Raw genomic sequence first — 19,454 nt, forward strand, 5'->3', positions numbered from 1 at the left:
TTAAATAAATACTGTTGGTATTATAATAAATTGACTAATTAATAGATTGATAGATGAAAGAATTTCATAGAATGCTTAGCTCAAGTACTTATATTTCTACCTTTAAGGGCATATATTGAACAATAACTATATGTCTACATTTCAAGTAAATGGGGTATAACATTGTACAAGCAGTATATTGATCCGTTTATTCGCTTATTGATTTTATGTATGTTGTTGTTAGTGATTTTTGTATGTTTTAAGCTTTCCATCGGTTATATTTTTCCTTTTCTTATTGCTTTTTTTATTGCAGCAGTCTTAAATACTCCTGTTACATATATAGAAAAACAATGGAAAGTACCTAGACCTCTAGCTACCCTATCAGTGATAGTTACTATTTTCCTTATATTTGTCGGCCTAATTTTTATTGTCATTACAGAAATAATCCAAGGTACTGCCTATATCATGGAAAAGTTCCAAGCATTTATTATTCACTTTTTTCGGGTAGTCGAAAATGTTTTCATCGAAATAATTATTCCGTTTTATCACAAACTAGCATCATTCTTTAATCAATTAGATGATACACATCAACAAACAATCCAAGATAACTTACAAAAATTCCTAAACGAAATCGGGACAAGTTTTACGAAATTAATTCAATCGCTTATTATTCAGTTACCTGAATTTGTAGGATTTTTCCCAGGATCGTTAACGATTATTATTTTTATTTTAATTGCAACATTTCTCATGGTAAATGATTGGCAAAATATAATAAAAAAATTAATGGACATTCTCCCAGGAAATATATTAAGCATAGTCCGAGACGTTCAATCAGGAATTAAAAAAGGAATTATCGGATATATTCGAGCTCAAATAATTCTTATTTTTATTTCAGCTGTACTTATTTATGTTGGCTTACTCATAATCGGAGTTGATCATGCTTTAGCCATTGCGGCGATTGCTGCTGTTGTCGATTTATTACCACTAGTAGGAACTGGTTTAATTTTCATTCCATGGATTCTTTATTCATTTATCATTAGTAATTATTCGTTAACGATTGGTTTGGCTATTTTATATATTGTTGTTATTGTGACAAGACAAATAATTGAACCAAAAATATTGTCTGCCAATATTGGAATTAATCCATTGGTTAGTTTAATCATCTTATTCATCACCATACAGCTATGGGGAATTGCTGGAGTAATTTTTGCTCCAATCATTCTAATATCAATTTTGGTATTGTATCAATCCGGGATTTTTATGAAATTAGTACATTTTGTATTAAATAAATGATTATTTTCTATGGATGTAGATGGTGTTGTTATCCATTAGCTTTTTAATAATATGCATAACAAACACTTTTAAAAAACTTCTTGTATAAGGAATAACAAGTAGAAAACCTGTAATATCCGTTAGAAATCCTGGTGTAAATAAAAATACGCCACCAATAAATATACAAATGCCATCAAGGATCTCTTTAGTAGGTACCTTGCCATACTGGATTGATTGTTGGGCACGTCGCCAAGTTACGAGTCCTTCTTTCTTTGCTAAAGTAATCCCTAAAAATCCAGTTAAAAAAATTAGCAAAACAACCCACCAAGGTCCAATCATTCCACCAATCCAAACAAATAATCCTATTTCAGCTGCTGATACTAATAAAAATAAAAGTAACCAGTTCATCGTTTAGAACCTCTCTTTCAAAAAAAGAGGCTGACTCATTCATATGAAGTCATCCTCTTTTAGTAGTTTTTATTTATTATAATACACCGGCATGTCCTTGGTATATATCGCCTTTTGTTCCATCAATAGTAATATCTTTACCGTCTTGTATTAGTTCGAAAGCATCCTCGACACCAACAATAACAGGAATACCTAAGCTTAATCCTACTACTGCGGCATGAGACGTTAATCCACCTTCGATTGTAACTAGTCCACTAGCTAATTCAATAGCAGGCATCATGTCACGATCGGTACCATAAGTTACGATGATATCTCCATGTTTAACTTTGCTTAATGCTTCTTCTGCGTTTTTCACTAGAACTGCTCTACCGTAGGCGCTCTTTTTACCAATTCCTTGTCCTTTAGCAATTACATCACCAATGATATGGACTTTCATTAAGTTTGTTGTTCCTGATTCACCTACTGGAACTCCAGCTGTAACTACGACACGTTCACCATGTTTTAGTAAATTCGCTTGTAAGCCAAGATCAATAGCACCATCAAGCATTTCATCAGTAGAATTTGCTTTTTCTCCATGAATAGCTGTTACACCCCATACTAAAGATAGTTGGCGATTGATATGCTCATTATACGTGACAGCAATAATAGGAGCTTGTGGTCTATATTTAGAAATCATACGAGCTGTATGTCCACTTTCTGTTGGTGTTACAATAGCACTTACCGATAAATTCATCGCAGTATGGGTTACGGATTGGCTAATAGCATCTGTCATCGTCATATCTACTGATTGACTACGGTTCTTCAGAATAGAACTATGGTCTAATGCTGTTTCTGTTTTGATAGCAATATTATGCATTGTTTGCACGGATTCTACAGGATAATTACCTGCTGCAGTTTCCCCAGATAGCATAATTGCATCAGTCCCATCAAAGATAGCATTTGCTACATCGGATGCTTCCGCTCTAGTAGGGCGAGGATTTCTCTGCATGGAATCAAGCATTTGTGTTGCTGTAATAACTGGTTTACCTGCTGTATTACATTTTCTTATTAATTGCTTTTGCACAAGTGGTACATCTTCTGCAGGTATTTCCACACCAAGATCTCCTCTTGCTACCATCAATCCATCACTTACTTCAAGAATACTATCAATATTGTCTACACCCTCTTGATTTTCAATCTTAGGGATAATTTGTATATGGGTTGCATTATGTTTTTCTAGTAACTCTCTAATTTCTAAGATGTCAGAAGTTCTCCGAACGAAAGAAGCTGCAATAAAGTCTATTCCTTGTTCAATTCCAAACAGAATGTCGTTTGCATCCTTCTCAGTAATTCCTGGTAAGTTTACAGATACATTTGGAACATTAACACCTTTTTTATTTTTAATTAATCCGGAGTTCAGTGCTACTGTTTTTAACTCTTGATTTTGTTCATCAATTTCAGTAACTTCTAATTCGATTAATCCATCATCCAATAATATTCTTGAGCCAACATGAACATCATTAATTAATCCTGGATATGTAATAGAAAAACGTTCTGCAGTACCTTCTACTTCATTCATAGAAATATAAACGGTGTTTCCTTGAATTAATTCTGCTTGTCCTTCAACAAAGTTTCCTGTACGGATTTCAGGACCTTTCGTATCTAGAAGAATAGCGACAGTTTTACCTGTTTTCTCAGCTGCTTCACGTATGTTTCGAATGCGTGCCCCATGTTCTTCATAATCACCATGCGAAAAGTTTAAACGAGCAACATTCATTCCAGCTTCCATTAATTTCACCAATTCTTCCACTGATTCAGAAGCTGGTCCAATTGTACATACAATCTTAGTTTTTCTCATCATCTATTCCTCCTATATTTATATCGATAATTCTTTCGATAATTTGTACATATCCTCATCAATGGAATGTTGTACATTTAAGATTTCATTTATATCGTGGTCCACTAATTTATTGTTTTGAATTCCAACCATTCTTCCAGCTTTTCCTTCAAGTAATAAGTCAACAGCTTTTGCTCCTAATCTGCTCGCAAGTACTCGGTCTTGTGCTGTTGGGGAACCTCCACGTTGAATATGGCCCAACACCGTGACACGTGTTTCTAAATTAGCTGCTTGTTGTATTTTCTCACAATAGTCGATACCGCTTCCAACACCTTCAGCTAAAATGATAATACTATGTTTTTTCCCACGTTCAATTCCACGTTGTAAACGAGCAATAACTTCTTCCATATCATCTGGTTTTTCAGGAATTAATATACTTTCTGCACCATCTGCAAGTCCTGCCCAAAGCGCTAAGTCACCAGCATTTCTTCCCATAACTTCAACAACATATGTACGTTCGTGAGAAGTCGCAGTATCTCTAATTTTATCGATAGCTTCAATAATTGTATTTAATGCGGTATCAAATCCGATAGTAAAATCGGTACCCGCTATATCATTATCTATTGTTCCTGGTACTCCAATACAAGGAAAGCCTTTTTCAGTTAATTTTTGTGCACCACGAAAACTTCCATCTCCACCAATTACAATTAATCCTTCTATACCAAATCTTTTTAATTGGCTAATTCCTTTTTGTTGTCCTTCTTCGGTTCGAAATTCTTCACTTCTAGCAGAATATAATTTCGTTCCACCTCGTTGAATAATATCTCCAACAGAGCCAACATCCATTTGTTCAATATTACCTTCGATTAAACCTTGATAGCCATTACGAATACCAAAAATTTCCACATTGTGATATATACATTTTCTTACAACAGCACGAATCGCTGCGTTCATTCCAGGTGCATCTCCACCACTTGTAAGTACGCCTAGTCGTTTCATATATCCACCTCTGTTCTTTCTTTGTAGTATGTAAAAAAGATTAGTTAGTATATTAACATGATCTTTTTATAGTATAGACTAAGGAAAGCTCCTTCATTAACAAGATATAGCTTATAAAATAAAATTTCAATTAAAAACATCGGTATGATACCGTCTTTGACAATTTATTCAATTGAACTTCAAACAAATGTCATACTCCAATATATACTATTAGCCAAAGAAAATAAATAAAAAAGATGTCTCAAGCAAGGGATTATTCCCTACTTGAGACAATCTTTTATTGTTCCTTGTATTCTCCAATTTGTTTATATTTTTCCCATCTTTGCTCTAATAATTCATCTTTAGATAAAGTTTTTAGTTCATTTAATGATTTATCAAGAGCTAATCCAATGGAAGCTGCTTGTGCTTTCACATCACGATGTGCTCCACCTCTTGGCTCAGGAATGATTTCATCAATAATACCTAATTCATGTAAATCAGGTGCTGTTATCTTCATTGATTCCGCTGCTTTCTGAGCAAGATTTGAATCTTTCCAAAGTAATGCAGCTGCACCTTCAGGAGATATAACAGAGTATGTGGAGTTTTCTAGCATATGAATTCTGTCTCCTACACCTAGTGCTAAGGCACCTCCACTTCCACCTTCCCCAATAACTATACAAATAATTGGTACAGTTAAACCTGCCATCTCCATTAAGTTTTTAGCAATGGCTTCACTTTGTCCACGTTCTTCCGCAGCTTTTCCAGGATATGCACCTTTCGTATCGATAAAACAAATAATCGGGCGATTAAACTTTTCCGCTTGTTTCATATGGCGAAGTGCTTTTCGATAACCTTCTGGATGTGGCATTCCAAAGTTTCTACGAATATTCTCTTTTGTATCCTTACCACGTTGATGCCCAATAACCGTTACAGGATTTCCTTTATAAAAAGCTACACCAGAAACTATCGCTTCATCATCTCCATAGAAGCGATCGCCATGGAATTCGAGAAAATCTGTAAACAACTCCCCGATATAATCTAAAGTAGTTGGTCGCTCTTGGTGTCTTGCCATTTGTACTCGTTGCCATGGTTTTAAATTTCCATATATATCATCTTCTAAATTCGTAAGTCTTTTCTCTAACGTTGCAATTTCTTCTGTTAAGTCTATCTCACTATCACTAGTAAACTTTTTAAGTTCAGCAATTTTCTCTCTTAAATTGACAATTGGCTTTTCAAATTCTAACATTTGCTTCATTCAGGATTCCCACCCTTCTGATGCACCTTTAGTAGTGTACTTAGTACAGATTTTAAGTCATGTCTATGAATTACCTGATCAAGTTGTCCATGTTTTAAAAGGAATTCAGCAGTTTGGAAATCCTCTGGTAATTTCTCACGAATCGTTTGTTCAATAATTCTTCTTCCAGCAAATCCAATCAATGCTCCAGGTTCCGCAAAATTATAGTCACCTAAAGAAGCAAAACTAGCGGATACTCCACCTGTTGTTGGATGGGTCATAATAGAAATCATTAGTCCGCCAGCATTGGAAAAACGACTGATTGCTACCGATGTTTTAGACATTTGCATTAAACTAAGAACACCTTCTTGCATTCTGGCACCACCAGAAGCAGTGAAGATGATGAATGGAATATTCTCTTTTCTAGCATTTTCAATAGCTCTTGCAATCTTTTCCCCAACAACAGATCCCATACTGCCCATTCGAAATCTAGCATCCATAACAGCTAGTGCAGTAGGATGTCCATCTATATTTCCCATACCTGTAACGACAGCCTCATTTAATCCCGTTTTCTTCCGGTCTTTTTCTAGCTTGCCTTCATATTCTGGAAAATCTAGTGGGTTACTTGTAATCATACCTTGATCCCATTCTACAAACGTATCTTTGTCAAATAGGCTATCAATTCGTTCCCAAGCATTCAACTGATGGTGGTGGCCACAGTTTGGACATACGTTTAGATTTTTTTGCATTTCTTTACGATAGAATATTTTATAACATTGGTCACATTTCTTCATTATTCCTTCAGGTATATCAACTTTAGAGTCTTCACTCGGGATGGAAGCATATTTCCTCTTTTTATTAAAAAGATCTTTTAGCAATCTTAGTCCCCCTTTTCCTAACCTTTCGATACGTGCACGATAGACAGCATTTCCCTAGATTGGTTATCCTTAAAGAAAACAGTCTATTAACTATTATTCAAAATTATAAATAAACCTGATTATTCCACTATACAGCATGTCTATATAAAAAAGGTGTCATTATAAGTCGAAGATAAATAAAATATAAAATTAATCATTTCAATAATTATGGTCATTCTCTTCTTTAAATAGACTATCTATTTGTTGTTCATCATTGGACTGATATACTGTAATCAGTTTAGAATAAAAAGGTTTTGAATAATATCTCGTAAAACTCTTTGTATATTCATCAATTAATGCCCAAATACGCATTAAAAACTGATTCTCTGTTTTTTCAAATATAATACTAAAAAAAGCAAAGTGTAATTCCTCCATCGTTAGGGAGGGGTCATCAATTTTTTTAAGTAAAAGGCCTAGATTCGACTCATCCATTTTAGTAGAGGCAAGTTTTGCTGCTTCTTTTTCTAAAAGTGTCTTTACTGACAATAACTCTTCCTTCGTAGTTTCCTTAAAGATGAAGGTAGATAGCAATTCTACTGTTTGATATGGTCTATATTTACTTAAAAAAGTACCTTCACCTCGACGAGTTTCAATTACTCCAATTAATTCCATAGCTCGTAATGCTTCCCGTACAGAAGACCTTCCAGCATTTAACTTTTCCGATAATTCTCGTTCTGAAGGAAGTTTATCTCCTGGTTTTAAATCATTCGTTTCAATTAGATTACGAACCTCTTCTAATATACCTTGGTATACCTTTTGTTTCGGCGACATAGACACCCAAGATCACTCCTTTACTTCTCATTTGATCTGGGCTAACTGTCTCGTTCGTTCAGCAATTTCTTCTGGCTTCACTTGAATTCGAGCAACACCAGAGTCCATTGCTGCTCTTGCGACTTCTGCTGCTACTAATGGAGCAACTCTAACATCAAATGGTGCTGGAATCACATAATCCTCGTTTAATTCCTCTTCCGAAATTAACGAAGCAATCGCCTCAGCAGCAGCAACTTTCATCTTCTCATTAATACGAGTAGCGCGAACATCTAAAGCCCCACGGAAAATACCTGGGAATGCTAATACATTATTAACTTGGTTTGGAAAATCAGATCGACCTGTTCCTATAACTTTTGCTCCAGCCGCTTTCGCATCTTCTGGCATAATTTCTGGATCTGGATTTGCCATCGCAAAGATAATTGGATCGCTATTCATTTTTTGCACCATTTCTTTTGTCAAAGCACCACCAATAGAAACACCAATAAATACGTCTGCTCCCTCTAGTACTTCTTCAAGGGTACCTTCTTCTTTATCTAGGTTTGTGAATTTTGCAACTGACTCTTTGACATCATTCATTCCATAAGTACGACCTTCAAAGATTGCTCCTCTCGAATCACACATCACCATGTTACGAACACCGAAATGATACAGCAATTTAACAATAGCAATACCTGCTGCCCCTGCTCCATTAGCTACAACTTTTATTTCTGAGAAAGATTTACCGACTAGTTTTAGTGCATTAATTAATCCCGCAACTGTAACAATTGCTGTTCCATGTTGGTCATCATGGAAAATCGGAATATTCATTTCCTTTTTTAGTCGTTCTTCAATAATAAAGCAATTCGGCGCTGCAATATCCTCTAAATTAACACCACCAAAAGTAGGTTCCATTAACTTCACGGTTTGCACAATTTCATCCACATCATGTGTATCTAAACAGATAGGGAAAGAATCAACACCAGCAAAGCTCTTGAATAATACGGCTTTACCTTCCATAACAGGTAATGCGGCTTCTGGTCCGATATTACCTAAGCCTAGAACTGCCGAGCCATCACTTACTACAGCGACCATATTCCCTTTCATTGTATAGTCATAAACCGTATCCTTCCGATCATGAATGACTTTACACGGTTCCGCTACACCTGGTGAATATGCTAAACTCAATTCCTTCGCATTTGTGACGGGGACTTTTGTTACCGTCTCTAATTTTCCTTTATGTGCTTTATGCATGTGTAATGCTTCATCTCTTAAGTTCACAAAGATTTCGCTCCTTTTACCGTTAAAAGTGGTCTGACCACTTAACTATTACATTATAACAAAATAAGATTCTCTGTAAAGTTTCGTTTATTAAACCTTTTGATAAACTACATTCTTCTCTCCAAATGATTCGGATAATAATCGTAATGAATCCCGATTTATATGGATATAGTACGCTTCCAGTAACTGATAAGTCTTTTTTTGTTCTTCATGATAAACAATTATCGGTGTTGTCCCAGGATGAAGATTGGCAATCTCCTGGATAATTGGTAGAGCTTCATTACTAGTTTCGTCTGTAATTTTGATAAACAAACGTTCAGATTTTGTTTTTTCAAGTAATTGACTCGTATCAAATGGTTCAATCGTTGACAATAACCACTGTTTCTTTCCATTTCGTGATTCGATTTTGCCAGAAATAAATATTAACTTTTCTTCTTCGATAAATCGTCTTGTATTGCGATATAGTTCAGGAAATACAACTCCATCCATATCATCTGTTTCATCACTTAACGTTAAGAAAGCCATTTGTTCTCCACGTTTTGTTCGTATCGTTTTAATCTCCTGGATAATTGCTGCACTTTTTAAGTTTTTCTTTTCGAATTCTTTAGCATGTTGTAATGAAACATATCCATTACCTCTTAGACTTGAACGGTACTGTACTAATGGATGACTTGAAACATAAATTCCTAACAATTCTTTTTCATCTGCGAGTTTTTTGATTTGAGAAAAGTCTGCGATATCCACATAGGATGGTTCTAATTCCAATTCATTTTCAAATAGATTAGGTTGATCCGTAAATTCACGGAACAATTCTCCTGAATCAATCGCTTGATCAATAGAGGCAAGCAAACTCGCTCGATTCGAATATGTCTCATCAAATGCCCCTGCTAAAATAAGTGATTCTATCGTTGCACGATTAACGATTTTAGGTGGGACACGCAAACAAAAATCAAATAAATTCTTAAAGTAACCATGTTTCCTTACATCAATGATTTCTGCTATCGCTTGCTTTCCAACCCCTTTAATGGATTGTAATCCCATCCGAATACAATCTCTTTCCACGGAAAAACGACCGTAGCTATTATTAATAGAAGGAGGTGCAATTTTAATTCCTAAATCTTTCATCTCCTTCATATAGGAATGGATTTTATCATGTTGACTACCAATCGACGTAAGCAGTTCTGCGTAAAAGTGTTTTGGATAGTGCGCTTTTAAATATGCTAACTGATACGAGATTTTACTATAGGCGACAGCATGACTTTTAGGAAATCCATAGTTTGAGAACTTCACAATCCACGTAAATATTTCTTCTCCAATTTCTCTCGTATAGCCATTTCTTAAGCAACCTTGAATAAATGAATCCTGCTGCCTATCCATCACATCTTGTTTCTTTTTACTTACTGCTCGACGTAAAATATCTGCTTCCCCGAACGAATAACCTGCTATACGGTGGGCTATTTGCATAATTTGTTCTTGATAAATTAATACGCCATACGTACTTTCTAAAATTGGTTTTAAATCTGGATGCAAGAATGTTGTTTTCTTTTTGCCATGTTTTCTTTCAATATATGTTGGGATAAAATCCATCGGACCTGGTCGATATAGCGCATTCACTGCAACAATATCTTCAAAAGAAGTAGGTTTTAGTCGTTCTAACACTTGTTTCATCCCATCTGATTCCAATTGGAAAACACCATTTGTTTTACCACTTTGTAATAGCTCGAATGTTTTGGGATCATTTTCTGGAATTTGCTTCAAGTCGAAATCTACGTTTTCTTTATATTGAATTGACTTGACAATCCTTTCAATTAAGGTCAAATTACGCAAACCTAGAAAGTCCATTTTTAATAATCCAAGTGATTCCAAATCAGTCATTGCGTATTGTGTTAACGCTGTTTCTGATGTTCCTTTTGTTAATGGTACATGGTTAACTAATGGTGCTTCACTGATGACAACCCCTGCTGCATGGGTTGATAGATGCCTAGGTAATCCTTCTAATACATTAGCTACTTTAAAGAGTGTTTTTAATTGGTCCGATTGCTGTACATAATCGGTTAGTTCTTTGGAAGACTTCAAGATGTTACTTATTGTTCCAGCATTTTGACTAGGTATTTGCCTTAATATGAAGGTAATATCTTGACTATCTATCGCCATTGTCTTCCCTAATTCTCGAATTAAAGAACGAGTAGCAAAAGTTCCAAACGTAATAATTTGAGCAACATGCTCACTGCCATACTTCTCACGAACGTAAGTTATTACTTCATCCCGCCTAATATCTGAGAAATCAATATCAATATCTGGCATAGTAATACGCTCTGGATTTAGAAAGCGTTCAAATAATAAATTATATTTCATTGGATCAACATCTGTAATTCCTAAACAATATGCCACAATCGAACCCGCTGAAGAACCACGCCCAGGTCCAACCATAATTCCATTTTCTTTTGCAAAGCGAATGAAATCCCATACGATAAGAAAATAATCACTAAAGGCCATACTCTTAATAACTGCTAGCTCATGTTCTAGTCTTATCTTAATTTCATTAGTTATGTTTTCATATTTTGTTGCAATATTTTCTCTGCAAATCTCTTCTAAATACTTATGTGCTGTTTTCTCTTTTGGTACAGGATAGGAAGGAATCATTCTCGCATCAAAATCAAAAGTGACAGTACATTTTTCTTGTATATTTATTGTTTCTTGGACTACTTCAGGCCAACTGTGAAAAACTTGTTCCATTTCAATGGATGATCGGAGATGATGATTGCGTTTCATAAAGTTAGTATGAGAAGGTGTCCATTCTTTTCCATTCTTCATTGCTTGTAAACAATCATAAGCATAGACATCTTGTTCTCTTAAATAACGAACATCATTAATTGCAACAACTTGTACGTGATTATTTTGCTGATATGTTCGCAACATACTTGCTAGCATTTCTTCTTGTTCCAATCCAAACTTACTAATTCCTAAATAGAAATCCTCTCGCGGAACAATAGATTGCCATGTACTTACGTATTCATCTACTTTGTGATATAAACCATTTTCAAGTAATCCCGATAAAGGCCTTGTTTGAATTGGCACAATGACGACTAATTCCTTTAAATATGTAAATAACTCCTGCTTTGTAATACCATCCAACTGATTTTGTTGAATGGTTGTACTTAACTTAGTTAATTGCTTATATCCATGATTACTTTTTGCTAGTAAAACGATATGTTCACTCACATCTTCGTCTATTACAGTGACGGTCATTCCTATTATCGGTTTTATCCCTTTTGCTAGACAGGCTTTATAAAACGGAATAACCCCATATAACACATTTTCATCAGTGATGGCTAGTGCATTAAAATTCAATTGGCTAGCCCGATTGACCAATTTATCAATGGTGATGGTGCTATTTAGAAAACTATATCCGGTTTTTACTTGTAAATGTGTATACGACATACGATCCCGCCTTTACTTTCTCTACATCTATTATAGCTAAAAATACGAACATATGTATACCAAACATAACTTGTCCTCCTCTAACATAGAATGAATGGAATACAACTTTAACTTAAGGGAGTAATTACATGGAAGAACGGTTCTTTGCACAACTTATACATTGTTTCTTTATTGCCTTTGGAGTACTAATTGGTGGAACATTGATTGGAGGAATTGGGGCATTTGCGACAGGAGAAGCACCTTTTACAGGGATGATGCGTATTGCTCAAAAGCTAGGTATTTGGGCTATTGTAGCAGCTATTGGTGGAACATTTGATGCGATTGAAAACCTTCGTGTTGCCTTTTTAGAAGGTCCATTTATTGAAGCACTGAAACAAGGTTTACTTATACTATCCGCAATGGGTGGCGCCAAAGCTGCCATGATCATCATTGAATGGTTAGTGCAGGAGGACATGACATAATGCATATTCCTAGTTATCATAAAAAGCCTGGATGGCAACGTTTTTTAGTCGGTGTCTTCTTCGGAGCCCTTATTTCTTATTGGGTTGTCATTTTTATGTACGGAGATATGTACGAACGGTTATTAAAAGAAAACAGTGAAATTCAGAACCAACTAAAGGATGCTGAAAATAAAATAATTGCCTTAGAACAAGATAAAGAAGACTTAAATGAAAAATCAAAACAAAACGTCACCGTCGAGGAAGTGGACTTAGAAATATTAAATGCAAAGACATTAAAAATCGATACATTATTACAACATCAACTAGAGTCCTTAGTAAAAGAAGAAATAAAAGCAATAATTGGTCGAGATTTGTTATCCATCTCTGACAGTGATTCTTTACTTATCTCTTCAATCGAAAATAAAGCATTTAAAGTGGATGATTTCAGTTATAGCTTTACAATTAAACGAATAATTATTGCCCCTAGAGTCCGAATCATTGTGCAGGCAAAAATATCTAATTAAAAAAAGTTGTCACCTTTTCCTTTACACAAACATAAGTATAAAGGTAAGGGTTTTTTACATCATAGTTTAAAAATGTGAACGTTTCATGAAACAGTACTTAAGTTGGTATTCATTTGACAGAATATAGAGTAAAATGAAATTAACAGAAATAACCATTCCAGTTAATTGAAGAGAAAGGGGAGGATTCTTATGTTAATTTTAAATGAAAGAAGAATTCGTGACCGAAAGATTGAACAATTAAAGAATGGTCGTACTGCATATGCAGAATCAAAAGAAGTAATTCGGTTAATTAAACGAGATATAGAAAAGTTTGGTTTACATGTTTATTATGATGAAACGCCGACTGGATGCTGGTTCATTCCAGTGACAACAAGTAAAAGTAGCTAAAAGTGCTGAATTCTAAAAGGAATCAGCACTTTTTTTGTAATTTCTATTGCTTGTATTCTTTTATAGCTAAAGTAACATCTTTAATTACAGATTCTGCTTCATCCCAAGAATAGATGGAAGCCCCAGAAGCTAATGGATGTCCTCCGCCATTATATTTTGCTGCTACAGTATTAATAATTGGTCCTTTAGAGCGCAATCTTACTCGGATTTGATCCTCTTCTTCCACGAAGAATACCCAAGCTTGAATCCCCTCAATATCCCCTAATGTTCCAACAAGTTGACTTGTTTCTAATACACCAACATTAAACTTCGCTAAAATATCTTTAGTTAATTTAATAACGCTTAATCCATTTTCGTCTAACGTAAAGTTTTGTAGTATATATCCTTTTAATCGAGCAATATGATCTTTCATACTATAAATGCCATCATATAAAGTCGAGCGATCAAATTGATATGTAACTAATTGTGCAGCAAATTCTAATGTTTTATTCGTCGTACTTGGGAAAAGGAAACGACCAGTATCGCCAACGATACCACCATAAAGCAATCGAGCCGCTTCATTAGTCATTGTTAAACCTTCTGCCTTTACGAAGAATTCGTAGATCATTTCACTTGTGGAACTAGCATCTGTGTCTACCCACTTAATATCACCATATGGATCTACATTTGGATGGTGGTCAATCTTAATGATTTTGTCAGCTAACTTGTATCGTTCATCATCAATTCGACCGGTATTTGCCGTATCACAAATAATAACTAGTGCTTGTTCAAATGTGGAGTCTTCAATTACATCCATATTTACTAAGAAAGCTAAGGATGGGTCATCTTCTCCTACGATGTATACTTTTTTTTCCGGATAGGAGGCTTTAATAATTTCCCTTAGTCCACCTTGTGAACCTAATGCGTCTGGATCAGGTCTTACGTGGCGGTGAATAATGATCGTGTCGTATTGTTCAATAGTTTGTTGGATTGCTCGAATAGACATGTCGAAGTCTCCTTACTTGTTCAAAATTTTATTACATTATAATGGCAATGATTCAATGTATAATGCTACAATATGTAATAGACAACTTTTAATACAGTTTGATTAGGAGTAGATACATATGATTATTTTCCCAATTATTATCGCTATATCCATTGTTTTATTTATATATTATAAAGTTGCTATATTAAAAACGAAGGATGGCCTGACACAACGTTATTTCAATGCAAAATCTAGAATTTGTCTAGGCTTGTTTATTTTATGTTCGGGTATTTATCAATATCCATTGTATCAGTCTAAAACTTCGTTATATATAGGGATCGTTTTTGTGCTTTTAGGTGGTCTTCAAGTTGTTCGCGGGTTCAAAGAATCTAAGCATTATCGTAATGAATGGAGACGACTAAATCCAGCTGACTAGTTTGTACTAGTCAGCTTTTTTTCATTACCGATCCATAATTTGTGCCATGAGTAGGGCTTTGCCGATTAGTTTTTTCTCGTGATATACTTCTACGTCCATTTTAGCATAAATACGTCCTGCTTCAATAATGACTGGTTTTATCAATAAGATCGCATCGATCGGTACTGGTTTTATAAAGTAGACTGTTATATTTTCTACTACTAAATCCCCTTTTTTCAATCTTAATAAATGCCTACTACTAGCCTCTGTAATAAGTGATGTGAATACTCCAGGAGATAATGTTCCTAATTGATTGGTCATTTGTGGAATAACTTTTGCTTGATAGACTGTTTTGTCATCCGTATCTTCTACCGTATTTTTCACTATATCATCAATCGTTTCACCAATTTGTGGTTGACGCTGAATTTGTTGTAATGCTTTTAAAACATCCTGCCTTGAAACAATACCTTTCAATTCGGATGATTCATCTACAACAGGGACCACTTCAATTCCTTCCCATACCATCATATGGCCAACCGTGGCAATGGACGCTTTCGATTGGACATGGATCGGATTTTTAGTCATCACTTTTTCAATCGGAGTATTTCTATCCTTACCGATTATATCCTTTGATGTTACCATGCCAACTACACGATTCTTCTTATCTAATACAGGGAATCTGGAATGGGTAGATTGTTCATTAGCCATATACCAGTCCTCAACTATGTTTCCTAAATGTAAATAATGGGCTTGTTCAACTGGCGTACAAATATCACCAACTAAAACAATTTCCTTTTTAATTAATTGGTCATAGATAGCTCGGTTAATCATTGTAGCAACTGTAAAAGAATCATAGCTCGTCGAAATAATCGGGAGCTGTTTCTCGTCTGCTAATTGTTTAATATGATCCTCTGTATCAAAGCCACCAGTAATTAAGACAGCAGCCCCTTCATTCAAGGCCATTTCATGAGCTTTTACTCTGTTACCAACAATTAATAAGGAGCCCGCTTCTGTATAACGCTTCATCGCATCAATTTGCATGGCACCGATTAAAAACTTATTTAATGTTTTATGGAGTCCATCGCGCCCACCAAGTACTTGTCCGTCCACAATATTGATGACTTCAGCAAACGTAAGCTTTTCAAAGTTTTCTTTCTTCTTGCGCTCAATTCGAATAGTTCCAACACGTTCAATTGTACTTACTAGTCCAATATTTTCTGCTTCTTTTATTGCTCGGTATGCAGTACCTTCACTGACGTTAAGATCTTTCGCAATTTGTCTAACAGAAATTTTACTCCCAACACTTAGCGAAATAATATGCTGTATAATTAGTTCATGTTTTGTAGCCATTTCGTCCACCGACTTTCAACTGTACTAGTCTAATTTTATATGTCTATTATACAGATGAATGGCTTCACACTCAATGTTTAAACACCTGTTTGTCTATAATTGTCATAATCCTGTTCCATTACTGGCGGTTCAGACATTTTTAATAGTGTTGCAAAGTTCGCCCCAAATACTAGTACAAAAAACACAAGCCATGCTCCCCAAAATATCATTTCAAGCTGTGATGATGCTTGTGAGATAAGTGGCCAAGCGAAATATAGAAAGAATGCAGCTAGTAATAGGCGTAGGAATGCGTATTGTCTCATAGTAATCCCCTCCTTTAATATTTACTTTATGAACTTATAACGAAATATAACACTAAAAAACAGTAATCTAGAATAGGATATTCCTTATCAGATTACTGTTCATTAATATTATTTACGGTTAATTATTTGTGGTGGATCTACTTTTCTTATTATAGATTCTGAGAAAGTAAGTTCTGAAAAACGGCCAACAATACCAGGGTTATATATGACACTAAGGCGGCGTGGTTCCGTATTGATATTCTGGTTTGTTTGATAACAAGAACCTTGTACGTTTTTAAATCCAGTTCCACATCCATACTGTCCAGGATAATTGACTGTTCCTCTAACGGCATTCATTACAATTCTACGTGCTGAAATTCCGCCAGTTACTTCCACGTTAGATCCAACACCATACATCTCAAAAACATCATTTGAATAGAAATATCCATGTATTCGACTAGGAGTATTTTGATTTACACTATTATTGGATATATCTATGGACTTATCAGCAAAAATAATTAAGGAACCAGTTTTCCCATTCCCTAAATTCTTTCCATTAATAACCGTGTTTTTTATCGTAACATTACCGTTTACATAAATAATTACATCAGATTCTAGATTAGCCCCCTTAATAGTAAGGTTGCCATTAACATAGATTTCTCTACCTGCCAATTCGATAATATCATAGTCAGCTGGATCATAGCTATCTGTTTCATTACCTACTGTTAGATCCCCACCAACATACATAATTTCATCTATATTAATTGAAGTATTTATTCTAGAATTTCTTCGATTTATATCTGTAATTTTAACATTTCTATTATTACTAGTTCCAAAACGTTTAAATGTGCTGTTTCCCTCTAAAGTAATTTCTCCTGCATTTTCAATAATATTTTCTTCATACTTATCACATACTTCTACGTCATAATACTCCCAATATCCTGGAAATGGATTCCAGCTCCAAACCCATCGCCTATTAGTTTCAGTCCTCCATTCAATGCAACGGTTACTTGATTCTTCACGACCAATATATGCAAAAACCATGTCATTACTATGATTCACATTAGAGTAATTAGACTGATTAATTCTTCTAACTTCTGGCTTGTTTATCCATTCATCACCGTTATGCACCATCTCATTTACATCGATATATTCTCTTAATGGCTCCCGTTGAACTATCTCTGGTGCTATACTAAACGCCTGAGATAAATTATTAGTTGCATTTGTGTATCCGTTAAAATTCTTTCTTTCAATATGATTAGCATAATTAATATCACTATTAAATGTAAAAACATCTTTTCCTAATACCACTCTGGCTTTCTCATTATTAGACTCTGGACCAGGTATAATAACAGGTCTAATTGAACTAATCCAATGGTCTTGCCAATTGATATTACCCCACCAGTCTCTACTAGATGTTCTCATTATCCCTTGATTACTTGTTATTATATTTCCATCGACTTTTAAATCTCCCTCAATATGTACACCACCATGAAGAAATAAATTACCTTCTCCATCAATATCATCACAGTCTCCCACGCAGTGTGATCCAATTGCATAATTTAATGCATCAGGAACTGCTTGGGCACCTATAATCATTGTTGATTCCATTTCCTTATGAATACCATCGACTATAGCAGTACTACGAAAAGTAACTTTTTTTTGAGTTGGAGGTAGTTCTTCACCATTCTCATCTTTATCACTTATTTCTGATATACAAGCATCGTATTGTATTTCATTAAGTTCTTTACTTTCAATATCCCTATTACTTAAATTAGTACCATAACCTGAACAAACCAACCTATTTAGAAAATCGTCTAAATAATCTATAAAAGCACTCTGGGGCATCCCCTCGTCACCAATTGTTTCATTCAGATTAGTATAGATGTAATTAGTAATATGGGATAAACCTTTTTGTGAAAATGCTGTTGCTTGCTGATTATCTTCACGAACATCATTCTTCGAAATACCAGACATAGTAAATGTAATTAACGTAACAGTCAATATACTAAATAAGACACCAATAAGAACGGCTAGTAATAACGTATATCCTTGTTCATTATTGATTTGAGGTCTCATCATTTTCTACCTCCTGCTCCGTATTGACAATAACTCTTATTTCACTCATTGTTTCAAGCGTACGTCCACTTTGTATTGATTCTAGAATTAGCTTAATTTCATATCTTCCACTACCTTCACCAATTTCTCTAATTTGGGAACCTGTAGCAAGCCGGATAGTATTATCTGATAGATTAATTTCTCTATTTCTTACAATAACGTTATTATTGAAAAAGCCAATTTTTGCATTATCTTCTTTTAAGACAAGATAAGAATCTGTACCACCAACATGCAACTCTTTGATTTCACTTTGTTTGAGTGGATATAGTTCATTTATTAAGGTAGCTATAATTAAATCAGCTTCATCACGTAATTTAGCTTCTTCTTTTACTCGATCATAGGTAGAGAAACCACTTGCCAACACAGAATATCCAATCACACCAATAATTGCTGTAATCACAATTGCGGCTAATAATTCGACTAATGTTACTCCTTTTTCATTATCCATTCCCATAATTGACATACCCTTCGACTTTATGTCTAATATTTTCTTCGGGGAGTTCAATAGTTACTATCACTTCAAGTAGCCCCATCGCCTTCTCTTCAGTTGTTTGACTTACATCTAAAATTAATAGATAGTTTTTATCGTTTAAAAGAGTACTGTACATATCACACTTAGCTTCTTCACAATTGTCTTTATTAAATGTCTGATAAAAGTTCTCTTCAGTTGGCATGGTAAAATATGAGGAAGGAACTACTTTAATTCTCTCAAGAGTAGCGGTAGCAAGATTAATTGCTACCAGTCGATGATTATTTGATACAGCCGCTTCATTCGTAAAAACAATAAGATTAAATGTTCCAATGAGGATAATAGAAATAATAACAAGGGAGGCCAGAACTTCTACCAGCGTAAATCCACCTTCTTTTCTAGAAAAAGCCACCTTTAATTTGTTCATTTCTAT

General features: G+C 34.8%; 19 protein-coding genes. 5 read left to right on the top strand and 14 right to left on the bottom strand.

The genetic code is table 11. The features are described 5' to 3' along the window. Window positions 1-162: 162 nt before the first annotated feature. The gene (gene ytvI / locus IEV35_RS13265; protein WP_188385144.1) at window positions 163-1,272 is read left to right on the top strand and encodes a sporulation integral membrane protein YtvI; all 1,110 of its coding nucleotides are present in this window, start codon (window positions 163-165) and stop codon (window positions 1,270-1,272) included. Here the strand turns inward: ytvI and IEV35_RS13270 are convergent, their stop codons facing one another. The 8 genes from IEV35_RS13270 to dnaE form a co-directional block, all read right to left on the bottom strand. Continuing rightward, window positions 1,273-1,659 (bottom strand): FxsA family protein, encoded by a 387-nt coding sequence (locus IEV35_RS13270; protein ID WP_188385145.1) that lies wholly within the window; start codon window positions 1,657-1,659, stop codon window positions 1,273-1,275. Window positions 1,660-1,735: 76 nt separating this feature from the next. After that, entirely contained in the window at window positions 1,736-3,496 is a 1,761-nt protein-coding gene (gene pyk / locus IEV35_RS13275; RefSeq protein ID WP_188385146.1) for a pyruvate kinase, read from the bottom strand. An 18-nt stretch (window positions 3,497-3,514) separates the two neighbouring features. Beyond that, window positions 3,515-4,474 (bottom strand): 6-phosphofructokinase, encoded by a 960-nt coding sequence (pfkA, locus tag IEV35_RS13280; protein ID WP_188385147.1) that lies wholly within the window; start codon window positions 4,472-4,474, stop codon window positions 3,515-3,517. Window positions 4,475-4,751: 277 nt separating this feature from the next. Next, on the bottom strand, window positions 4,752-5,708 hold the full coding sequence (gene accA, locus IEV35_RS13285) for an acetyl-CoA carboxylase carboxyl transferase subunit alpha (RefSeq protein ID WP_188385148.1): 957 nt from the start codon (window positions 5,706-5,708) through the stop codon (window positions 4,752-4,754). Beyond that, a complete protein-coding gene (accD, locus tag IEV35_RS13290; RefSeq protein WP_188385149.1) occupies window positions 5,705-6,565 on the bottom strand; it encodes an acetyl-CoA carboxylase, carboxyltransferase subunit beta in 861 nt (286 codons plus the stop codon). Before accD ends, accA begins: the two co-directional genes overlap by 4 nt. Before the next feature lie 198 nt (window positions 6,566-6,763). Continuing rightward, on the bottom strand, window positions 6,764-7,375 hold the full coding sequence (locus IEV35_RS13295) for a FadR/GntR family transcriptional regulator (protein ID WP_229740755.1): 612 nt from the start codon (window positions 7,373-7,375) through the stop codon (window positions 6,764-6,766). Between the two features lie 27 nt (window positions 7,376-7,402). After that, window positions 7,403-8,605 (bottom strand): NADP-dependent malic enzyme, encoded by a 1,203-nt coding sequence (gene ystJ / locus IEV35_RS13300; protein ID WP_308419792.1) that lies wholly within the window; start codon window positions 8,603-8,605, stop codon window positions 7,403-7,405. A 117-nt stretch (window positions 8,606-8,722) separates the two neighbouring features. Then, window positions 8,723-12,073: a DNA polymerase III subunit alpha gene (dnaE, locus tag IEV35_RS13305; protein WP_188385152.1), complete on the bottom strand. Its 3,351-nt coding sequence runs from the start codon at window positions 12,071-12,073 to the stop codon at window positions 8,723-8,725. A gap of 128 nt (window positions 12,074-12,201) precedes the next feature. On the opposite strand from dnaE, the gene IEV35_RS13310 reads away from it, so the two are divergent. The 3 genes from IEV35_RS13310 to IEV35_RS13320 all read left to right on the top strand — a co-directional run bounded on the left by IEV35_RS13310 (window position 12,202) and on the right by IEV35_RS13320 (window position 13,424). Then, window positions 12,202-12,534: a YtrH family sporulation protein gene (locus IEV35_RS13310; RefSeq protein ID WP_188385153.1), complete on the top strand. Its 333-nt coding sequence runs from the start codon at window positions 12,202-12,204 to the stop codon at window positions 12,532-12,534. Then, window positions 12,534-13,037 (top strand): sporulation membrane protein YtrI, encoded by a 504-nt coding sequence (ytrI, locus tag IEV35_RS13315; protein ID WP_188385154.1) that lies wholly within the window; start codon window positions 12,534-12,536, stop codon window positions 13,035-13,037. The genes IEV35_RS13310 and ytrI overlap by 1 nt, the downstream gene beginning before the upstream one ends. 189 nt (window positions 13,038-13,226) lie before the next feature. After that, window positions 13,227-13,424: a YtzJ family protein gene (locus IEV35_RS13320; RefSeq protein ID WP_188385155.1), complete on the top strand. Its 198-nt coding sequence runs from the start codon at window positions 13,227-13,229 to the stop codon at window positions 13,422-13,424. Window positions 13,425-13,467: 43 nt separating this feature from the next. Here the strand turns inward: IEV35_RS13320 and IEV35_RS13325 are convergent, their stop codons facing one another. Next, window positions 13,468-14,409 carry a DHH family phosphoesterase gene (locus IEV35_RS13325; RefSeq protein WP_188385156.1) on the bottom strand — a complete coding sequence of 314 codons (942 nt, stop codon included), beginning with the start codon at window positions 14,407-14,409 and terminating at the stop codon, window positions 13,468-13,470. 118 nt (window positions 14,410-14,527) lie between these two features. On the opposite strand from IEV35_RS13325, the gene IEV35_RS13330 reads away from it, so the two are divergent. Continuing rightward, entirely contained in the window at window positions 14,528-14,824 is a 297-nt protein-coding gene (locus IEV35_RS13330; RefSeq protein ID WP_188385157.1) for a YtpI family protein, read from the top strand. A 24-nt stretch (window positions 14,825-14,848) separates the two neighbouring features. Here the strand turns inward: IEV35_RS13330 and IEV35_RS13335 are convergent, their stop codons facing one another. From IEV35_RS13335 to IEV35_RS13355, 5 genes are all read right to left on the bottom strand, one after another. Next, the gene (locus IEV35_RS13335) at window positions 14,849-16,153 is read right to left on the bottom strand and encodes a DRTGG domain-containing protein (protein ID WP_188385158.1); all 1,305 of its coding nucleotides are present in this window, start codon (window positions 16,151-16,153) and stop codon (window positions 14,849-14,851) included. Window positions 16,154-16,230: 77 nt separating this feature from the next. After that, a complete protein-coding gene (locus IEV35_RS13340; RefSeq protein ID WP_188385159.1) occupies window positions 16,231-16,455 on the bottom strand; it encodes a hypothetical protein in 225 nt (74 codons plus the stop codon). A gap of 108 nt (window positions 16,456-16,563) precedes the next feature. After that, window positions 16,564-18,516: a hypothetical protein gene (locus IEV35_RS13345; protein ID WP_229740754.1), complete on the bottom strand. Its 1,953-nt coding sequence runs from the start codon at window positions 18,514-18,516 to the stop codon at window positions 16,564-16,566. Next, the gene (locus IEV35_RS13350) at window positions 18,494-19,000 is read right to left on the bottom strand and encodes a PulJ/GspJ family protein (RefSeq protein WP_188385161.1); all 507 of its coding nucleotides are present in this window, start codon (window positions 18,998-19,000) and stop codon (window positions 18,494-18,496) included. The genes IEV35_RS13345 and IEV35_RS13350 overlap by 23 nt, the downstream gene beginning before the upstream one ends. After that, entirely contained in the window at window positions 18,993-19,448 is a 456-nt protein-coding gene (locus tag IEV35_RS13355) for a type IV pilus modification PilV family protein (RefSeq protein WP_188385162.1), read from the bottom strand. The genes IEV35_RS13350 and IEV35_RS13355 overlap by 8 nt, the downstream gene beginning before the upstream one ends. Between the last annotated feature and the right edge of the window lie 6 nt (window positions 19,449-19,454).

The organism is Ornithinibacillus halotolerans (assembly GCF_014637405.1).
GTDB classification, from domain to species: Bacteria; Bacillota; Bacilli; order Bacillales; family Amphibacillaceae; genus Ornithinibacillus; species Ornithinibacillus halotolerans.